Raw genomic sequence first — 14,161 nt, forward strand, 5'->3', positions numbered from 1 at the left:
GTCGACTCACCCGTTTTGCCGTGAGTCGCCACCCCTCAGCCCGAGGAGGCCGCCGTGCCCGTTGTCGCACCGCACCAGCACCTCAGGAGGGTTCGCCGGTCCATGAGGCTCACCACCGACCCGCCGGTCTGCGCCGGCATCAGCGCCGGTACCAGCACCCAGCTCACCGACCCAGGTGCCCGGGCCCGGCAACACGCCGGGTCGCCGCAGGCACGAACGGAGGACGCCCAATGAGTGTCTACTCCCCGCAGATCGTTCTCCCGTCGGCCAGCCGCGAGGTAGCTGCCGCCCGGATCGCCCTCGGCGAGGGGTTGTCGCTGCTACGTGCGTCGATGCACGAGATGCTCAGCATCACGATGCGCGGCGACGGCGACACCCGAGGTACCAGGCCACGCACCCAGCCCAACGAGGGGCCGAGCCGACGTCAGCCCGGCGCCAACAGCAAGCCGATGGGTGGCGCGGTGGCCGCCCCGGCCCGGCCGACCATGCCGACCCAGCCGGACGGCAACGAGGCGGAGACCACCGTTCTGCCGGTCATCCCCGACCAGGGCAGTCGGTCCGGCGCACCACCAGGCGGCTATCCGGACCGGCCGGACCCGTCCGATCCCGCCCGCGAGGTCTGGGCGCTGGTGGAACGGGCCCAGGCTGGCGAGACCGAGGCGTTCGGTCTGATCTACGACCGGTACGTGGACACCGTATTCCGATTTGTCTACTTCCGGGTGGGCAACCGGCAACTCGCCGAGGATCTCACATCGGATACCTTCCTGCGCGCCCTGAAGCGGATCGGCAGCTTCACCTGGCAGGGCCGGGACCTCGGGGCCTGGCTGGTGACCATCGCCCGCAACCTGGTCGCGGACCACTTCAAGTCGGGACGGTACCGACTAGAAGTTACTACGGGTGACGTGATGGATGCGGAACGCGAGGATCGCGGCCCGGAGGGAAGCCCCGAGGCAGCGGTCGTCGACCACATCACCAACGTCGCCCTACTGACCGCCGTCAAGCAGCTCAACCCGGAGCAGCAGGAGTGCATCGTTCTCCGTTTCCTGCAAGGCTTCTCGGTCGCCGAGACCGCCCGGGCGATGGGCAAGAACGAGGGGGCGATCAAGGCCCTGCAGTACCGGGCGGTACGGGCGCTGGCCCGACTCCTGCCCGACGGTTTCCAACCGTGACTAAGCCAGCACAGAAAGCAACTGCGGTCACGCGTAGTGATGAATCTCGCCACCGGCCCGTAACCCAACTGACCGCTCAGGCGTTTCTTGGGTTGCGACCGATGATGCCAGCACCTCGCCAGCCATCAGGCAGCGTGCCAGGACCCGCAACGGGTCACCTCCCCAGCGACCCTGGCCGTGGTCGCACCGGATAGTGGCGACACCCGCCACTGAAGCCGTGACCCGCGAAGGGAGGTGTCCGCGATGAGCAAGCTCTATCTCTTCCGCCGACGCGCCGAACGATTCGCACAACTTCTCGACCGCGCCGAGGGCGGAGGGCGGCACCAGGTCCGCGATCCGCTGGACGACGAGCTGGCCGGGCTCACGGCACTCGGGCGCCGAATGTCCGAAATGCCGAAATCACCGGACAGCGGCGTGGACCCGGACTACCGGGCACACCTGCGCGCCGTGCTGATCGCCACCGCCGAGCGCGAAGGCATCGGCGCCGGCGCGCCGACGGCTCCGTACGGCCGCCTGCCCGAACGGCCCCGGTCCCGCTGGTTCGCCGGTCGGGCGGCGGGGGCCCGCGCGGCGACGACCGCCGGCCGGGCCCGGACCCGCGCGGTCATCATCGCCACCGTCGCGTTCGGGGCGATCACCGTCTCCGGCATGTCCGCCGCCACCGAGCAGGCGGTGCCGGGCGACACCCTGTACGGGATGAAGCGGTCCACCGAACGGGCCCAGCTCGCTCTGGTCCAGTCCGACTCCTCCCGCGGACAACTGTTCCTCAGCTTCGCAGAAGTACGGATGGGCGAAGCGCTCATCGTGTACGACGAGCCCACCGCGTTCAGCGCAGTGCTGGACGACATGGACGGCCAGACCCGGGAAGGCGTCCGGCTGCTCACCTCCGCCGCCGCTGTCGGCGGTGACGAGAGCCCACTGGACGTGATCGACTCTTTCGTGTCCACGCAGCGTCCCATGTTGCGGCAACTCGCCGACGGGTCGGCGGCGAACCGGGACCGGGTCGGCGAATCACTCACCCTCCTCGACCGGGTCCGGGCCCGGACCACGGCATTGCGCGACGAGCTGACCTGCTCGGCTCCGGCGACCAGCGCCAGCGACGAACTCGGCCCGCTGCCGACCAGCTGCGTATCGGCCGAGCCGGCCGGTAGCATTCGTGTCCCGGGCGGCCTGGTCGGGCCGCCCGTCGGCGAGTCGTCGGGCGACCAGGGTCGCGCTGACGTAGCACCCGCCCCCGCCGCAGGTGCCGACTCGTCGATCGACCCGGAGGTCGACGACCGGCCGTCGACCAGTCCGCAGCAGCCGAGCCTCGCCGAGCCACAGGTCGGCGAGGCCACCGAGACGGATCTGCCAGGCCCGCGCCCGGCGGTCAAGGACAACCCGGCCGCTGACCGGTGACCTGACCGGGCCGGTGGCGCCGCCCGACGGGAGAGTGATGCCGGCGTGCCCCGCACCCGCAAGGTGACCATCAGTACGGACGCTGCCGGTCACACCACGGGTTGGGCGACCATCGGGCTGGCAGCCGCGACACCGGTGGCCGCTGACCAACGGGCAGCGGCCTTCTTCGACGTCGACAACACCATGCTGCGCGGTGCGTCAATCTACTGGCTGGCGCGCGGCCTGGCCGCCCGCAACTACTTCACCACCGCCGACCTCGCCCAGTTCGCCTGGCGGCAGGCGCGGTTCCGGCTGCTCGCCGCGGAACACGCCGGGGACATGTCGCACGCCCGGGAAGCGGCCCTGGCGTTCGTCGCCGGTTGGCGGGTCAGCGACGTGGAACGCCTCACCGAGGAGATCTTCGACGAGTTGATAACGTCGCGGATCTGGCCCGGCAGCCGGGCCCTGGCGCAGGTGCACCTCGACGCCGGGCAACGGGTGTGGCTGGTCAGCGCAACTCCGGTCGAGGTCGGCCGGGTAATCGCCCAGCGTCTCGGGTTGACCGGTGCGCTCGGTACCGTCGCCGAGGTCGTCGACGGAACGTACACCGGTCGGCTGGCTGGCGAACTGATGCACGGCCCGGCCAAGGCCGAGGCGATCGTGCAGCTCGCCGCAGTCGAAGGGCTCGAGCTCGCCCGCTGCAGCGCGTACAGCGACTCCGCCAACGACCTGCCGATGCTCACCGCCGTCGGACACCCGGTCGCGGTCAACCCGGACACCGCGCTGCGCCGCCAGGCACGGGAGCGGGGCTGGCAGGTCCGGGACTTCCGGACCGGTCGCAAGGCGGCGCGGATCGCGGTACCGTCGACGGTCGCCGCCGGTTTCCTGGCCGGCGCGGTGACGGCCGGCCTGGCCATCCGCCGCCGCCGGGCAACAGGCTGACCAGGACAGAGACATCCGGCTCATTCGGGCCGGGCATCCGGCCCACCCCGGCCGGCGACGCCGGCATCGGATCAGGAAGGCATCGGTGTGACGGTCACCGCACGCCCGGTCGAGTCGACCGGGGCACCCAGCCACCCGCCGGGTCGGCACCGCCACCACCGTCCGTGGCATCTGGCCGGGCTGGCCGGGGCGCTGGCAGCTGCGGTCCTGCTGGTCGTGTTGCCGCAGGCCGGCCCGACGACCAGCGCGGACGAGCCGGACCGGCTGCGTACCGTCGCCGAGGTCTGGCCGGCGGTTGAGATCACCGAGGTACCCGCCAACCTCACCGACGGGCCGGCGTACAGCCCGGTGCTGTTCCTCGACGGCGCCACCTCGGTCGGCACCGCGCCGAGCCCGGACGGCACCGCGCTGCGGCTGGTCGTGCGGGCCGCCGACGGATCGGTCCGGGAACTGCGCCGGCTCCCGCTCGGCGCTACCCCGCAGTTCGGTGGGTTCACCACCAACGGGGACACGTTGGCCTGGTCCGAGTCGGTCGCGGACGAGGACGGCCGCGGGCGGACCGAGATGTGGGCCGCCGGCTGGGCCGACGACGCCGAGCCACGCCGGCTCACTACCGACACCGGCGACGTGGTCTTCTTCAACTCCCAGTACGACATGGTGATCAACGAAGGCAGTCTGTACTGGGTCGCCGTGGCGCCCGGGACCGAACCGGCGACCGAACTGCGATCGGTCCCGCTGGCCGGCGGCGAGGTGACCGTACGCACCGATCCGGGTGCCTGGGCGTTGTCCAGGTGGCCGACGATGGTCAGCGCTGGCAGCGGCGGGACCGGCCCGATCCGGATCCGTGACCTCGTGCAACGCCGGATCACCGACGTCCCCGCCGGCCCGACCGAGCTGGTCACCTGCGGTCCCACCTGGTGCCGGGTGCTGGTGCTGGCGGCGGACGGCCCAGGCCGGATCGACCTGATGCGCCCGGACGGTACGGACCGTCGGCGCATCGGCGACGGCTCGGTGACCGCAAGCACAATCGACGTCGCCGTGCTGGACCGGTTCGAGGTGCTGTCGCTGTCGTCGGCACCCACCTCACTGACCAACTCGCAGCAGTTGATCATTTACGATCTGCAGCTCGACGAGGCGATCGTGGTGAGCGACGACGTGGGCATGGTGCTCTGCCGTGGCGGTATGCTGTGGTGGTCGGTCGGCGACGACAGCGCCGCCTCCTGGCAGGTGCTGGATCTGCGAAGCTTGACGGACTGACCGGCTCAGCGGCCGAACGGGTCCGGCCGACGATCCAGCAGCCGGTGCAGGGCCTGCTGGATCGTCTCCCGCACCTGATCAGCCAGGTTGAACACGACCAACGGGTCATCGGCGTGGTCGGCGAACTGGGTGGTCGGGATCGGCGGGCAGAACTCGATCAGCCATTTGCTCGGCAACGGCACCAGGCCAAGCGGCCCCAGCCACGGAAAGGTCGGCGTCACCGGGAAGTACGGCAGGCCGAGAATCCGGGCGAGCGGGGCGATGTTCGCCAGCATCGGATAGGTCTCCTCGGCGCCGACGATCGCCACCGGAACGATCGGCGATCCGGTCCGGATGGCCGCCGAGACGAACCCACCCCGACCGAACCGTTGCAGCTTGTAACGCTGCGAGTACGGCTTTCCGACTCCCTTGAAGCCCTCCGGGAAGACCCCGACCAGTTCCCCACCACCGAGCAACCGCTCGGCGTCCGGGTTGCAGGCCACCGTGCCGCCGAACTTGCGGGTCAGTTCGGACAGGAACGGCAGCCGGAAGACCAGGTCGGCGCTGAGCAGCCGCAGGTGCCGATGCTGCGGATGCTCGTCGTGCAGGATCGCGGTGAGCACGGCCGCATCCAGCGCGACCGTGCCGGAGTGGTTGCCGACCACGAGCCCGGCACCGTCCACCGGCAGGTGTTCGATCCCGGACACCTCGGTGCGGAACCACTCGCGGTAGAGCGCCCGCAGCACCGGCAGGAACACGCTTTCGGTGAGCTCGGGATCAAAGCCGAACTCGTCCACCTCGTACTCGCCGGCCAACCGGCGGCGCAGGAACGCCAGGCTGGCGGCCACCCGTTGATCCCAGACGTCGCCGGGTCGGTCCGGCACGGTCATGCCAGTTTCCGCTGATCGCCGACACGGGCGGCGCGGGCCCGGCGGATGCCGGCCAGGATCGCCTGTTCGGCGGCGGCCAGCCGGTCACCGGCGAGCAGCGTTCCGTCCGGGTGGGCGCGCAGGAAATCGTCGAAGGCGGCCTGCGTCGACCGCGGCTCGAACCCGAACTCGCGGATCAACCGGGAGGTGTCGACCACCCGGCCGTGGACGAACAGGTCGATTTGGTCGAACCCGTAGCGCCCTACGCCGAAGGCCCGGGTGACGCCAGCAGCGCCGGACAGCCCCGGCTCCAGCACCGGTACGGCGACCCGGCCGGCCCGCCGGATCGCCTGGGAGAGGGTGAGTACGCCCGGACCGGCGACGTTGAACGTGCCCGGACGGTCTTCCACCACGGCCCGGTGTAGCACCTCGAGCGCGTCGTCGACGTGCACGAACTGCAGCCGGGGGTCCCGTCCGAAGACGGTCGGCACCAGCGGCTGGGCGAAGTAGCGGGTCAGACTGGTCTCGGCGGTCGAGCCGATGAACGGGGCGAACCGTAACACGGTGGCGGTGACGTCGGGCCGGCGGCGGCGGAAGCCGCGCACGTACGCCTCGATGTCCAGGATGTCGCGGGCGAACCCGCCGCGCGGCACCTCACGGGGCTCGGTGTCCTCGGTGAAGACCGCCGGATCGCGGAACGAGGCACCGTACGCCGCCGTCGACGAACGCACCACCAGCTTACGCAGACCAGACGCCCGCTGGCAGGCGGCGAGCAGCTGCATGGTGCCGATGACGTTCTGTTCCTTCATCGCAGCGCGGCCGCCGTACTGCTGATCCGGTCCACTGACCACGGCCAGGTGCACGACGGCAGACGCATCGAGGTCCGCGATGATGCCACTGGCCGCACCAGCGTCGGCGCGGACCTGGTCGACGTCGCGCAACAGATCTGCGAAGTCCGGCACCGGTGTGGCGGTGTCCAGCCCGACGACCCGGCCGACCCGGGGGTCGGCGGCTAGTCGACCGGCGACCCGGGCACCGATGAATCGACTCGTTCCGGTTACCACCACGGTCGGGGACCTCACCATCGGGCCCTCCAAGTGCCGGCGGGTGACCGGAGCGTTGCTGAGCCGGGCCTGGGCCCGGCCACGGTCACTTGCCGAGACGTCGACGCTGGACGCGGGTCTTGCGCAGCAGCTTGCGGTGCTTCTTCTTGGCCATACGCTTGCGGCGCTTCTTGACCACCGAGCCCATACGAAAGCCTTTCCAACGAACGTTCGGGTCGGCCCGTGCGCAGCATGCGGGGAGGCTGACGCGTGGACCGAACGGGACAACCGGCCGGGCCGGCGGGCGGACTCACCCGCGCATACGACGGCACGGCCGGCGTCAAGCCTAGCCCGCGCGTTTCATCAGCACCAACGCGGCCCCGGCGCCAGCCGGGGGACGCGTCGGTGCTGGGCATCTCCGGATACCCGCTAGGCGGTCTCCCGGAAAGCCCCTCGCAGGTACTCGTGCACCGCGTGTTCCGGCACCCGGAACGACCGGCCGACCCGTACTGCGGAAAGCTCACCGGAGTGCACGAGTCGATAGACGGTCATCTTGGACACCCGCATCACCCTCGCCACCTCGGCGACGGTCAGGAACTTGACCTCCGACAGCCTGTCCTCGGACTGTGGTGATCCTGCCATGGTTCACCGATCCATCCCATTTCCCCGGCGCGTGCCGCCCGGCGGGACCCTTCCGCGCCGCGACGGACAACGCACGTGTTACCAGTACGGTAACGGGGTCGCTGTGACCGGCGCGATCCGTTCCGTCATTTGATCCCGACGGCGGGGCGGCCGACACCCGTACGAGCTACCGGCACGACGGCGGCGGGTGACGGCTCAGCCGACCGCCCGCCGGACGTAGTCGACGCACGCCTCCTGCAGGCCCTCCCAGGCTTCACCGAACTGCGTCCGGGCGGCCTCGTCGAGACCCACGCCGTCGTGCACCACGGACCGGAAGAACGCCAACGTCCGCTCCTCGCCGAACCGGTCGACCAGGTGCCGGACCGCCAGGTAGCCCACCCCGTACCCGGCACCTACCTGCCAGTCCTCGGCGTCCGCGGTCGGCTCGACGCTGCTCAGCGGCCCCTGCCAGTCCTGTTCCAGGACCAGCCGGCGGACGTCGTCCAGCCCTTCGTAGCGGACCACCGGCCGGCCGCCGGCCGCCGCATGCTCCGCCAGTCCCTCGATCAGCCACCAGGCGGCCCGCTCCCGGTTCCCGCCGTCCGGCAGGGACGCGGCGTGGGTCAACTCATGACGCAGCAGGTCCGGCCGGACCACGTCGCGCAGATTGGTGCCGTTGAGCACGATCTCGTAGTGTCCGCCGCCGACCGCCACCGCATACCCGGCGGTCCAGTCCGGACGGTTTCCGCCGTACCAGCTGCCCCATTCGTCGGCACCGGCGTAGAAGACCCGGTACCGGTCCGGGGCGGCACCGGAGACCGCGTACCGGTCCGCGACCGCCGCCGCCTCCTCGGCGTCGCGCAGCAGGTCGGGCAGCAGATCCCGGTACTGCGGGGTGGTCGCCACCAAGGTCCGGTTGCCGGTCGCGACGACCAGTTCGCTGACCTCCCAGGGCCGGGGCCCGTCCTGCAGGGTCAGCGACGGCTCGACCGCCACGAGGCGCAGCCGTCCGCCCTCGGTGCTCCAGCGCTGACCGACCACCACTTCGCTGGTCTCGCAGGAGGGCGCCACGAAGCAGTGCTGGTAGCTGACCAGCAACCGCCATTCGGTGCCGGTCGGTGACGGGGCGGTCGGTGACGGTGGCGGGCCTGCGGTTACCGGCGCGGTCGCCGTCGGTGCGGCGGTGACCGTGGCCATGGCCGTCGGTGCGGTGGTCGTCGTCGCGGTCGGCGCGGCCGACCCGGTGGCCGCCGACGTGGGCGTGGCGCTGGCGGTCGGGTCGAACTCGACCGGCAGCGTACTGACCGACGGGCGCCACGTCGTCACCTGCATCGCGCGCAGGGTCTGGAACTGGCGGGCCAGATCGTCGTGGGCGGCCGAGCCGGGTTCGGCGACCGCGAGGAAGCCCCGTTCGTTGCCGGCGATCAGCGCGGCGGCCTGCTGGTCGAGCAGGGCGTTGATCTGGGTACGCAGCCAGGCCTGGACAGCGGCCGGCGGATCACCCGGCACCGGGCTGGCCGGCGGGCCGGTCTGCGGGGTGGCCGTCGGCTCGATCACCGGCGGTTCCGGGCTGGGCAACCGGTCGATCAGCGCCACCGCACCGACCACCGGCACGGCGCAGAGCAACACCGTCGCGACGATGCCGAGCACCGGCCAGAGCGACCAGCGCCGCTCCGGCGGCGGGATCACCGGGATCGGCGCAGGATCCGGCCGCTCCGGCTGGTCCATCGGGGACGAATCTGGTTCGTCCGATCCATCGGACTCCGGCCGGTCCGTCGAACTGTCCGGCTCCGGCTCATCGGTCGGTACGGAGTCCTGCCGGTCGGTCACCCGCCGAATGATACGGGGGCCGGAACCATCCCGGTCCAGCCCGGGTTGAGCGGCAACACAGGGTGCCGGCGTCAGTCGCGGGAGAGCAGCGCCCGGCCGAGAAACGCCACGTTGGCTGGACGCTCAGCGAGACGGCGCATCAGGTAGCCGTACCAGTCGGTGCCGTAGGGCAGGTAGACCCGCATGGTGTAGCCCTCCCCCGCGAGCCGGGCCTGTTCGGCCGGTCGAACCCCGTACAGCATCTGGAACTCGAACTCCTCCGGCGCCCGGTCGAACCAGCGGGCCCGGTCCTCGGCGATCGCGATCAGGCGCGGGTCGTGAGTGGCCAGCATCGGGTAGCCGGCGCCGGAGAACAGGATGTTGAGGCACCGCACGAAGGACTTGTCGACGTCGATCGCCGACTGGTAGGCGACCGACTCCGGCTCCGCATACGCCCCCTTGCACAGCCGCACCCGGGAACCGGCGGTGGCCAGCTCCCGGCAGTCCGTCTCGGTACGCCGCAGGTAAGCCTGCAGCACCGCCCCGGTGGATGGATGGTCGGCACGCAGCGTCTGCAGAACGTCCAGGGTCGAGTCGGTGGTGCTGTGGTCCTCCATGTCGAGGGTGACGGTGCCACCGACGGCGGCCGCCGCCGCGCAGATCGCCTGGGCGTGCCCGGTCGCCGCCGGCTCGTCGAACCGCTGCCCGAGCGCGGAGAGCTTCACGCTGACATCGGCGCCGGCGGCGAGACCGGCCCGGTCCAGCGCGTCCAGCAGGGCCAGGTACTCCGCCCGCACCGCGCTGGCCTGCTCGGCGGTGGTGGTGTCCTCACCGAGGTGGTCGATGCTGATCACCAGACCGGTACCGGTGAGCTCGGCCGCGGCGGTCAACGCCTCGTCGATGGTGGTGCCGCCGACGAATCGGCGTACCACGTCACGGCTGAACGGGGCGGCGGCGACCAGCCGTTCGATCGTGGTCGACCGGGACGCGGCGAGGATGACCGAGCGAAGCATAGGGCGAGCGTATCGCCCTTGACCACGACCGGCCCGGCCAGTGGCCGAGGTCCGGCCGCAGGCCGAGATCCACCGACGCCGGGCGTGCGTCGGTGAGCTACAACAGTGCTGTGGACAAGATCTCCCCGCGCCGGCTCCGGTCGACCAGTGTCCAGCTCGGTGCGCTCACCGCGCTGGCGCTCTCCCTCTCCGGCTGCAACCTGGTCCCGGACGACGACTGCGACGACGACCGGTCGATGGGTGCCGGCTCCGGCGGCGGCACGACGGTGCTGGCGATGGCCGCCGGCGGCGCCGGGGCGTTCGTCGCCCGTACCACGCCGGAAGCTCCGGCCGACACCACAGCGGCCATGCCCGACCGAGGCGGATTCGGCACCCACCTCGCCTCCTGCGGCGGCTGAGCGTGCGGCGCGAAACCTGTCGGCCCCGGCCGGACTGGGACGCGACGGTACGGCAGCAGGGTCTGGTGTACGCCGACACCGAACTGCCCAACGGCTCGGTGATGTCCTACTGGGATGAATCCGCCTGCTACGCCTTCGACCTACCGGAGGTGCTGCGGCTGGAGGAGGCGACCGAGGAACTGCACCGGATGGCGGTGGCGGCGGCCGAGCACGTGGTGACGCACCGGCGGTACGCCGATTTCGGCATCCCGGCGTGGGCCACCGACGCAGTCGCCCGGTCGTTGCGCGAGCGGCCACCGAGTCTGTACGGCCGGTTCGACCTCTGGTACGACGGCTCCTGGCCGCCGAAGCTGCTGGAGTACAACGCCGACACCCCCACCGCCCTGGTCGAAGCCGCGATCGTGCAGTGGTACTGGCTGGAGGACACCCGACCGCAGCTCGACCAGTGGAACAGCCTGCACGAACGGCTGGTGGCGGGCTGGGCGCAGATTAAGGCCGGGATGTACCATCCGACGCTGCACGTCACCTGGTCGAGCGAGGAGGAGACCGGCGAGGATCTGATGACCGCCGGATACCTCGCCGAGACCGCCCGCCAGGCCGGGCTGACCGCCGAGCTGCTGCCGATGCTCGACGTAGGCTGGGACGGCCGGCGCTTCGTCGACGCCGCCGACCAGCCGATCACCACCTGCTTCAAGCTCTACCCGTGGGAGTGGATGCTGGCCGAGCCGTACGGGCGGCTGGCGCTCGCACCGGGCACCCCGACCACCTGGATCGAGCCGGCGTGGAAGCTGCTGCTGTCGAACAAGGCGCTGCTGGCGGTGCTCTGGGAGCTGTTTCCGGACCACCCGTACCTGCTGCCGGCGTACCTGGACGGACCGCGCGGGATGCCGGAGTACGTCGCCAAGCCGCTGCTCGGCCGGGAAGGCGCGGCGGTACGGATCGTGGCTGCCGGCGGTGAGATCGAGAATCCGGGCGACTACGGCGCCGAAGGCTGGTGCTACCAGGAGTTCCGGGCGCTGCCGGCGTTCGACGGCAACCATCTGGTGCTGGGCAGCTGGGTGGTGGCCGGCGAGTCGGCCGGTGCCGGGTTACGGGAGAGTTCCGGATTGATAACCGACGGGTACGCCCGGTTTCTGCCGCACTACGTGGCCGCCCACCGGGCGATCTGAATCGTCTACGGTTGTCAGGTGGACTTCGACGCCTACGCGCGGACCGCAGTTGATCTGGTCAACTCCCCGTTGGCTGACCTCGACGACCTGAGGGCGCTGTTCCACGGCGACCACGTCTGGATGTGCGACGAGGTCTGTGACCGCGACCTGACGGTGTTCCGGCGGGCCGGTAGACGCCTGCGGGACGTCTTCGAGTACGGCACCACCGGGCGCGATGCCGACGCGGTCGCCGAGCTCAACTCGCTGCTCGCGGCGTTTCCGGTGCAGCCGCGGATCTCCGGCCACGACTCCAACGACTGGCACATGCACGTGACCGGCCGGGGAGCCTCGGTCAGCGCCGAGTATCTGGCTGGGGCGGTGTGGGGGCTGTCGGTCTGGCTGTGCGAGTACGGCAGTGCCCGGTTCGGCGTCTGTGCTGACGCCCGCTGCGGCAACGTCTACCTGGACACGTCGTCGAACTGCTGCCGGCGGTTCTGCTCGGAGCGCTGCGCCACCCGCTCGCACGTGGCCGCGCACCGGGCCCGCAAGCGCGCCGCGGTCGAGGACAAGCCGCTGCTGCCGGTCAGCTGACGGTCTTCCCCGGCTCCAGCCGGCCAGTCTTTCCGGCTCAGCCGGCCGGCTGGTCGGCGGTCGCCGACCGGCCGGGGCTGCCGCCGTCGATGGCGGCCAGGTGCCGGCGGGCGAACGCCAACGAATCGCGCAGGTCGGCCTCGCGCACCGTACGGCTGCGGGCGCCACGGGTGGCGACCTCGACCGCCACCGCGCCCCGGAAGCCGTTGCCGGCCAGCGAGCTGAGCAGCTCGCCGCACGGCTGGTTGCCCCGGCCGGGGACCAGATGCTCGTCGCGGCCGAGGCCGCTGCCGTCGCCGAGGTGCACGTGCTCCAGCCGGTCGCCCATCGCGGCGGCGAGGGCCAGTGCGTCGGCCCGCGACGCGGCGCAGTGCGACAGGTCAAGGGTGTACGCGTCGTAGCCGACCTCGGTCGGATCCCAGCCGGGCTGGTACGGAACGAACTCACGGCCGGCCATCCGGACCGGGAACATGTTCTCCACCGCGAACCGCACCTGTGGGTGGGCGTCGCGCAGGGTACGCAGCCCGTCGGCGAAGGTACGGGCGTAGTCACGTTGCCAGCTGAACGGAGGATGCACCACGACGGTCGGCGCGCCGAGCGTCTCGGCCAGTACGGCCGAGCGGCGCAGTCGTTCCCACGGGTCGGAGCTCCAGACCCGCTGGGTGACCAGCAGGCAGGGGGCATGCACAGCGAGTACCGGCACACCGTAGTGCGCGGCAAGCCCACGCAGCGCGCCAGCGTCCTGGCTGACCGCATCGGTCCAGACCATCACCTCGATGCCGTCGTAGCCGAGCGCGGCGGCCAGCTCGAAGGCGGCCGCCGTCGGCTCGGGAAACACCGATGAGCTGGAGAGCAGCACGGGTACCGCGGAGGTCACGACGCCCAGCCTAGCCCGGCCGGCGCGGACCTGCCGGGCCGGTGACCGTGCCCAGGTCACCGGCAGAGATCAGCTCCAGCTGTGCCATCCGGCGCAGGATCACCCCTTCCCGCAGCGCCCACGGACAGATGTCGAGCGACTCGATGCCCAACTGCCGCATGACCGACTCGGCCACCATCGCCCCCGCCAGCAACTGGTGCCCCCGGCTGGCGCTGACCCCTTCGAGTTCGCGCAACTCGGCAGGCGGGATGTGGCGGATGAACCCGGTCACCTGACGCAGCCCGGTACGGGTCAGCCGCCGGGGCGCCCACAGCCCGGCGCTGGACGGCGCGGCCCCGGTCAGCCGGGCCAGGGTGCGGAACGTCTTGGAGGTGCCGACCGTCCGGTCCCAGCCCTGCGCCTGCAGCAGCGGGACCATCGTCTGCACCTGGGCGTCGACGTACTCCCGCAGGTCGGCGACGAACTGTGCGGCCGGCGGGCTGGCGGTGAACGGGGTGACCCCGAGCCGTTCCCGGGTCAACCGGCCGGCCCCGAGCGGCAGCGACTGGGCCAGGTGCGGCTCCTCGTCGACACCGGCGGCCAGCTCCAGGGAGCCGCCGCCGATGTCCAGCACCAGCAGCCGGCCGGCGGACCAGCCGAACCAGCGGCGGACCGCGAGGAAGGTCATCCGGGCCTCGTCGGTGCCGGAGAGCACCTGCAGGTGCACGCCAGTCTCGACGCGGACCCGGGCCAGCACCGCCGCCGAGTTGGTGGCGTCGCGCACCGCCGAGGTGGCGAACGCGATCAGGTCGCTGGTCTTCCAGTGGTCGGCTGCGGCCCGCGCGGCGGCCACCGCTTCGACCAGGGCGTCCGCCCCGGCCGGGGTGAGCGCGCCGTCCGGACCGATCTGTTCGGCGAGCCGCAGCAGCGACTTCTCCGAGTGTGCCGGCCACGGGTGGGCGCCGGGGTGTGCGTCCACCACGAGCAGATGCACGGTGTTGGAGCCGACGTCGAGCACACCCAGTCGCATGTGATCACCCTAGGCCAATCCGGCGTACCGACCCGCTTGCCCGGCCCGCCGCAGGTGGC

15 protein-coding genes and 1 pseudogene are annotated in these 14,161 nt (G+C 71.5%); 8 read left to right on the plus strand and 8 right to left on the minus strand.

Features of this window, described 5'->3' with window-relative positions:
* Positions 1-102: 102 nt before the first annotated feature.
* The 5 genes and pseudogenes from ACFHWS_RS15885 to ACFHWS_RS15905 all read left to right on the plus strand — a co-directional run bounded on the left by ACFHWS_RS15885 (position 103) and on the right by ACFHWS_RS15905 (position 4,745).
* Complete coding sequence (locus ACFHWS_RS15885) at positions 103-234, plus strand: hypothetical protein (protein ID WP_416568438.1); 132 nt, start codon at positions 103-105, stop codon at positions 232-234.
* The gene (locus ACFHWS_RS15890) at positions 231-1,169 is read left to right on the plus strand and encodes an ECF subfamily RNA polymerase sigma factor, BldN family (protein WP_416556255.1); all 939 of its coding nucleotides are present in this window, start codon (positions 231-233) and stop codon (positions 1,167-1,169) included. The genes ACFHWS_RS15885 and ACFHWS_RS15890 overlap by 4 nt, the downstream gene beginning before the upstream one ends.
* A gap of 243 nt (positions 1,170-1,412) precedes the next feature.
* Positions 1,413-2,297: pseudogene (locus ACFHWS_RS15895) on the plus strand (DUF5667 domain-containing protein); the annotation flags it as partial.
* Between the two features lie 315 nt (positions 2,298-2,612).
* Positions 2,613-3,488 carry an HAD family hydrolase gene (locus ACFHWS_RS15900; protein WP_416556256.1) on the plus strand — a complete coding sequence of 292 codons (876 nt, stop codon included), beginning with the start codon at positions 2,613-2,615 and terminating at the stop codon, positions 3,486-3,488.
* 87 nt (positions 3,489-3,575) lie between these two features.
* Entirely contained in the window at positions 3,576-4,745 is a 1,170-nt protein-coding gene (locus ACFHWS_RS15905; protein WP_416556257.1) for a hypothetical protein, read from the plus strand.
* A 5-nt stretch (positions 4,746-4,750) separates the two neighbouring features.
* On the opposite strand, the gene ACFHWS_RS15910 is transcribed toward ACFHWS_RS15905, so the two are convergent.
* The 6 genes from ACFHWS_RS15910 to ACFHWS_RS15935 all read right to left on the minus strand — a co-directional run bounded on the left by ACFHWS_RS15910 (position 4,751) and on the right by ACFHWS_RS15935 (position 10,079).
* Positions 4,751-5,614, minus strand: coding sequence for a lysophospholipid acyltransferase family protein (locus ACFHWS_RS15910; protein WP_416556258.1), 864 nt, complete (start codon positions 5,612-5,614; stop codon positions 4,751-4,753).
* Entirely contained in the window at positions 5,611-6,678 is a 1,068-nt protein-coding gene (locus tag ACFHWS_RS15915) for an NAD-dependent epimerase/dehydratase family protein (protein WP_416556259.1), read from the minus strand. Before ACFHWS_RS15915 ends, ACFHWS_RS15910 begins: the two co-directional genes overlap by 4 nt.
* Before the next feature lie 64 nt (positions 6,679-6,742).
* Positions 6,743-6,844: a 30S ribosomal protein bS22 gene (locus ACFHWS_RS15920; protein ID WP_007465623.1), complete on the minus strand. Its 102-nt coding sequence runs from the start codon at positions 6,842-6,844 to the stop codon at positions 6,743-6,745.
* Between the two features lie 221 nt (positions 6,845-7,065).
* The gene (locus ACFHWS_RS15925) at positions 7,066-7,278 is read right to left on the minus strand and encodes a helix-turn-helix domain-containing protein (RefSeq protein WP_123605749.1); all 213 of its coding nucleotides are present in this window, start codon (positions 7,276-7,278) and stop codon (positions 7,066-7,068) included.
* 195 nt (positions 7,279-7,473) lie between these two features.
* Positions 7,474-9,087 (minus strand): hypothetical protein, encoded by a 1,614-nt coding sequence (locus ACFHWS_RS15930; RefSeq protein ID WP_416568439.1) that lies wholly within the window; start codon positions 9,085-9,087, stop codon positions 7,474-7,476.
* A 71-nt stretch (positions 9,088-9,158) separates the two neighbouring features.
* On the minus strand, positions 9,159-10,079 hold the full coding sequence (locus tag ACFHWS_RS15935) for a proline dehydrogenase family protein (protein WP_416568440.1): 921 nt from the start codon (positions 10,077-10,079) through the stop codon (positions 9,159-9,161).
* Between the two features lie 92 nt (positions 10,080-10,171).
* Here ACFHWS_RS15935 and ACFHWS_RS15940 point away from each other — a divergent pair, with 92 nt between their 5' ends.
* The 3 genes from ACFHWS_RS15940 to ACFHWS_RS15950 are packed head-to-tail and all read left to right on the plus strand — an operon-like array spanning position 10,172 to position 12,216.
* Positions 10,172-10,477: a hypothetical protein gene (locus ACFHWS_RS15940; protein WP_416568441.1), complete on the plus strand. Its 306-nt coding sequence runs from the start codon at positions 10,172-10,174 to the stop codon at positions 10,475-10,477.
* Between the two features lie 2 nt (positions 10,478-10,479).
* Positions 10,480-11,646: a glutathionylspermidine synthase family protein gene (locus ACFHWS_RS15945; protein WP_416556263.1), complete on the plus strand. Its 1,167-nt coding sequence runs from the start codon at positions 10,480-10,482 to the stop codon at positions 11,644-11,646.
* Positions 11,647-11,664: 18 nt separating this feature from the next.
* Positions 11,665-12,216, plus strand: coding sequence for a CGNR zinc finger domain-containing protein (locus tag ACFHWS_RS15950; RefSeq protein ID WP_278171648.1), 552 nt, complete (start codon positions 11,665-11,667; stop codon positions 12,214-12,216).
* A gap of 37 nt (positions 12,217-12,253) precedes the next feature.
* On the opposite strand, the gene ACFHWS_RS15955 is transcribed toward ACFHWS_RS15950, so the two are convergent.
* Together ACFHWS_RS15955 and ACFHWS_RS15960 are read right to left on the minus strand one after the other, a co-directional pair.
* A complete protein-coding gene (locus ACFHWS_RS15955) occupies positions 12,254-13,093 on the minus strand; it encodes a sugar phosphate isomerase/epimerase family protein (RefSeq protein ID WP_416556264.1) in 840 nt (279 codons plus the stop codon).
* A 10-nt stretch (positions 13,094-13,103) separates the two neighbouring features.
* Positions 13,104-14,102, minus strand: a complete 999-nt coding sequence (locus ACFHWS_RS15960; protein WP_416556265.1) for a Ppx/GppA phosphatase family protein — start codon at positions 14,100-14,102, stop codon at positions 13,104-13,106.
* Positions 14,103-14,161 lie beyond the last annotated feature (59 nt).

The organism is Micromonospora sp. LOL_013, assembly GCF_048060315.1.
Classification (GTDB): domain Bacteria; phylum Actinomycetota; class Actinomycetes; order Mycobacteriales; family Micromonosporaceae; genus Micromonospora_E.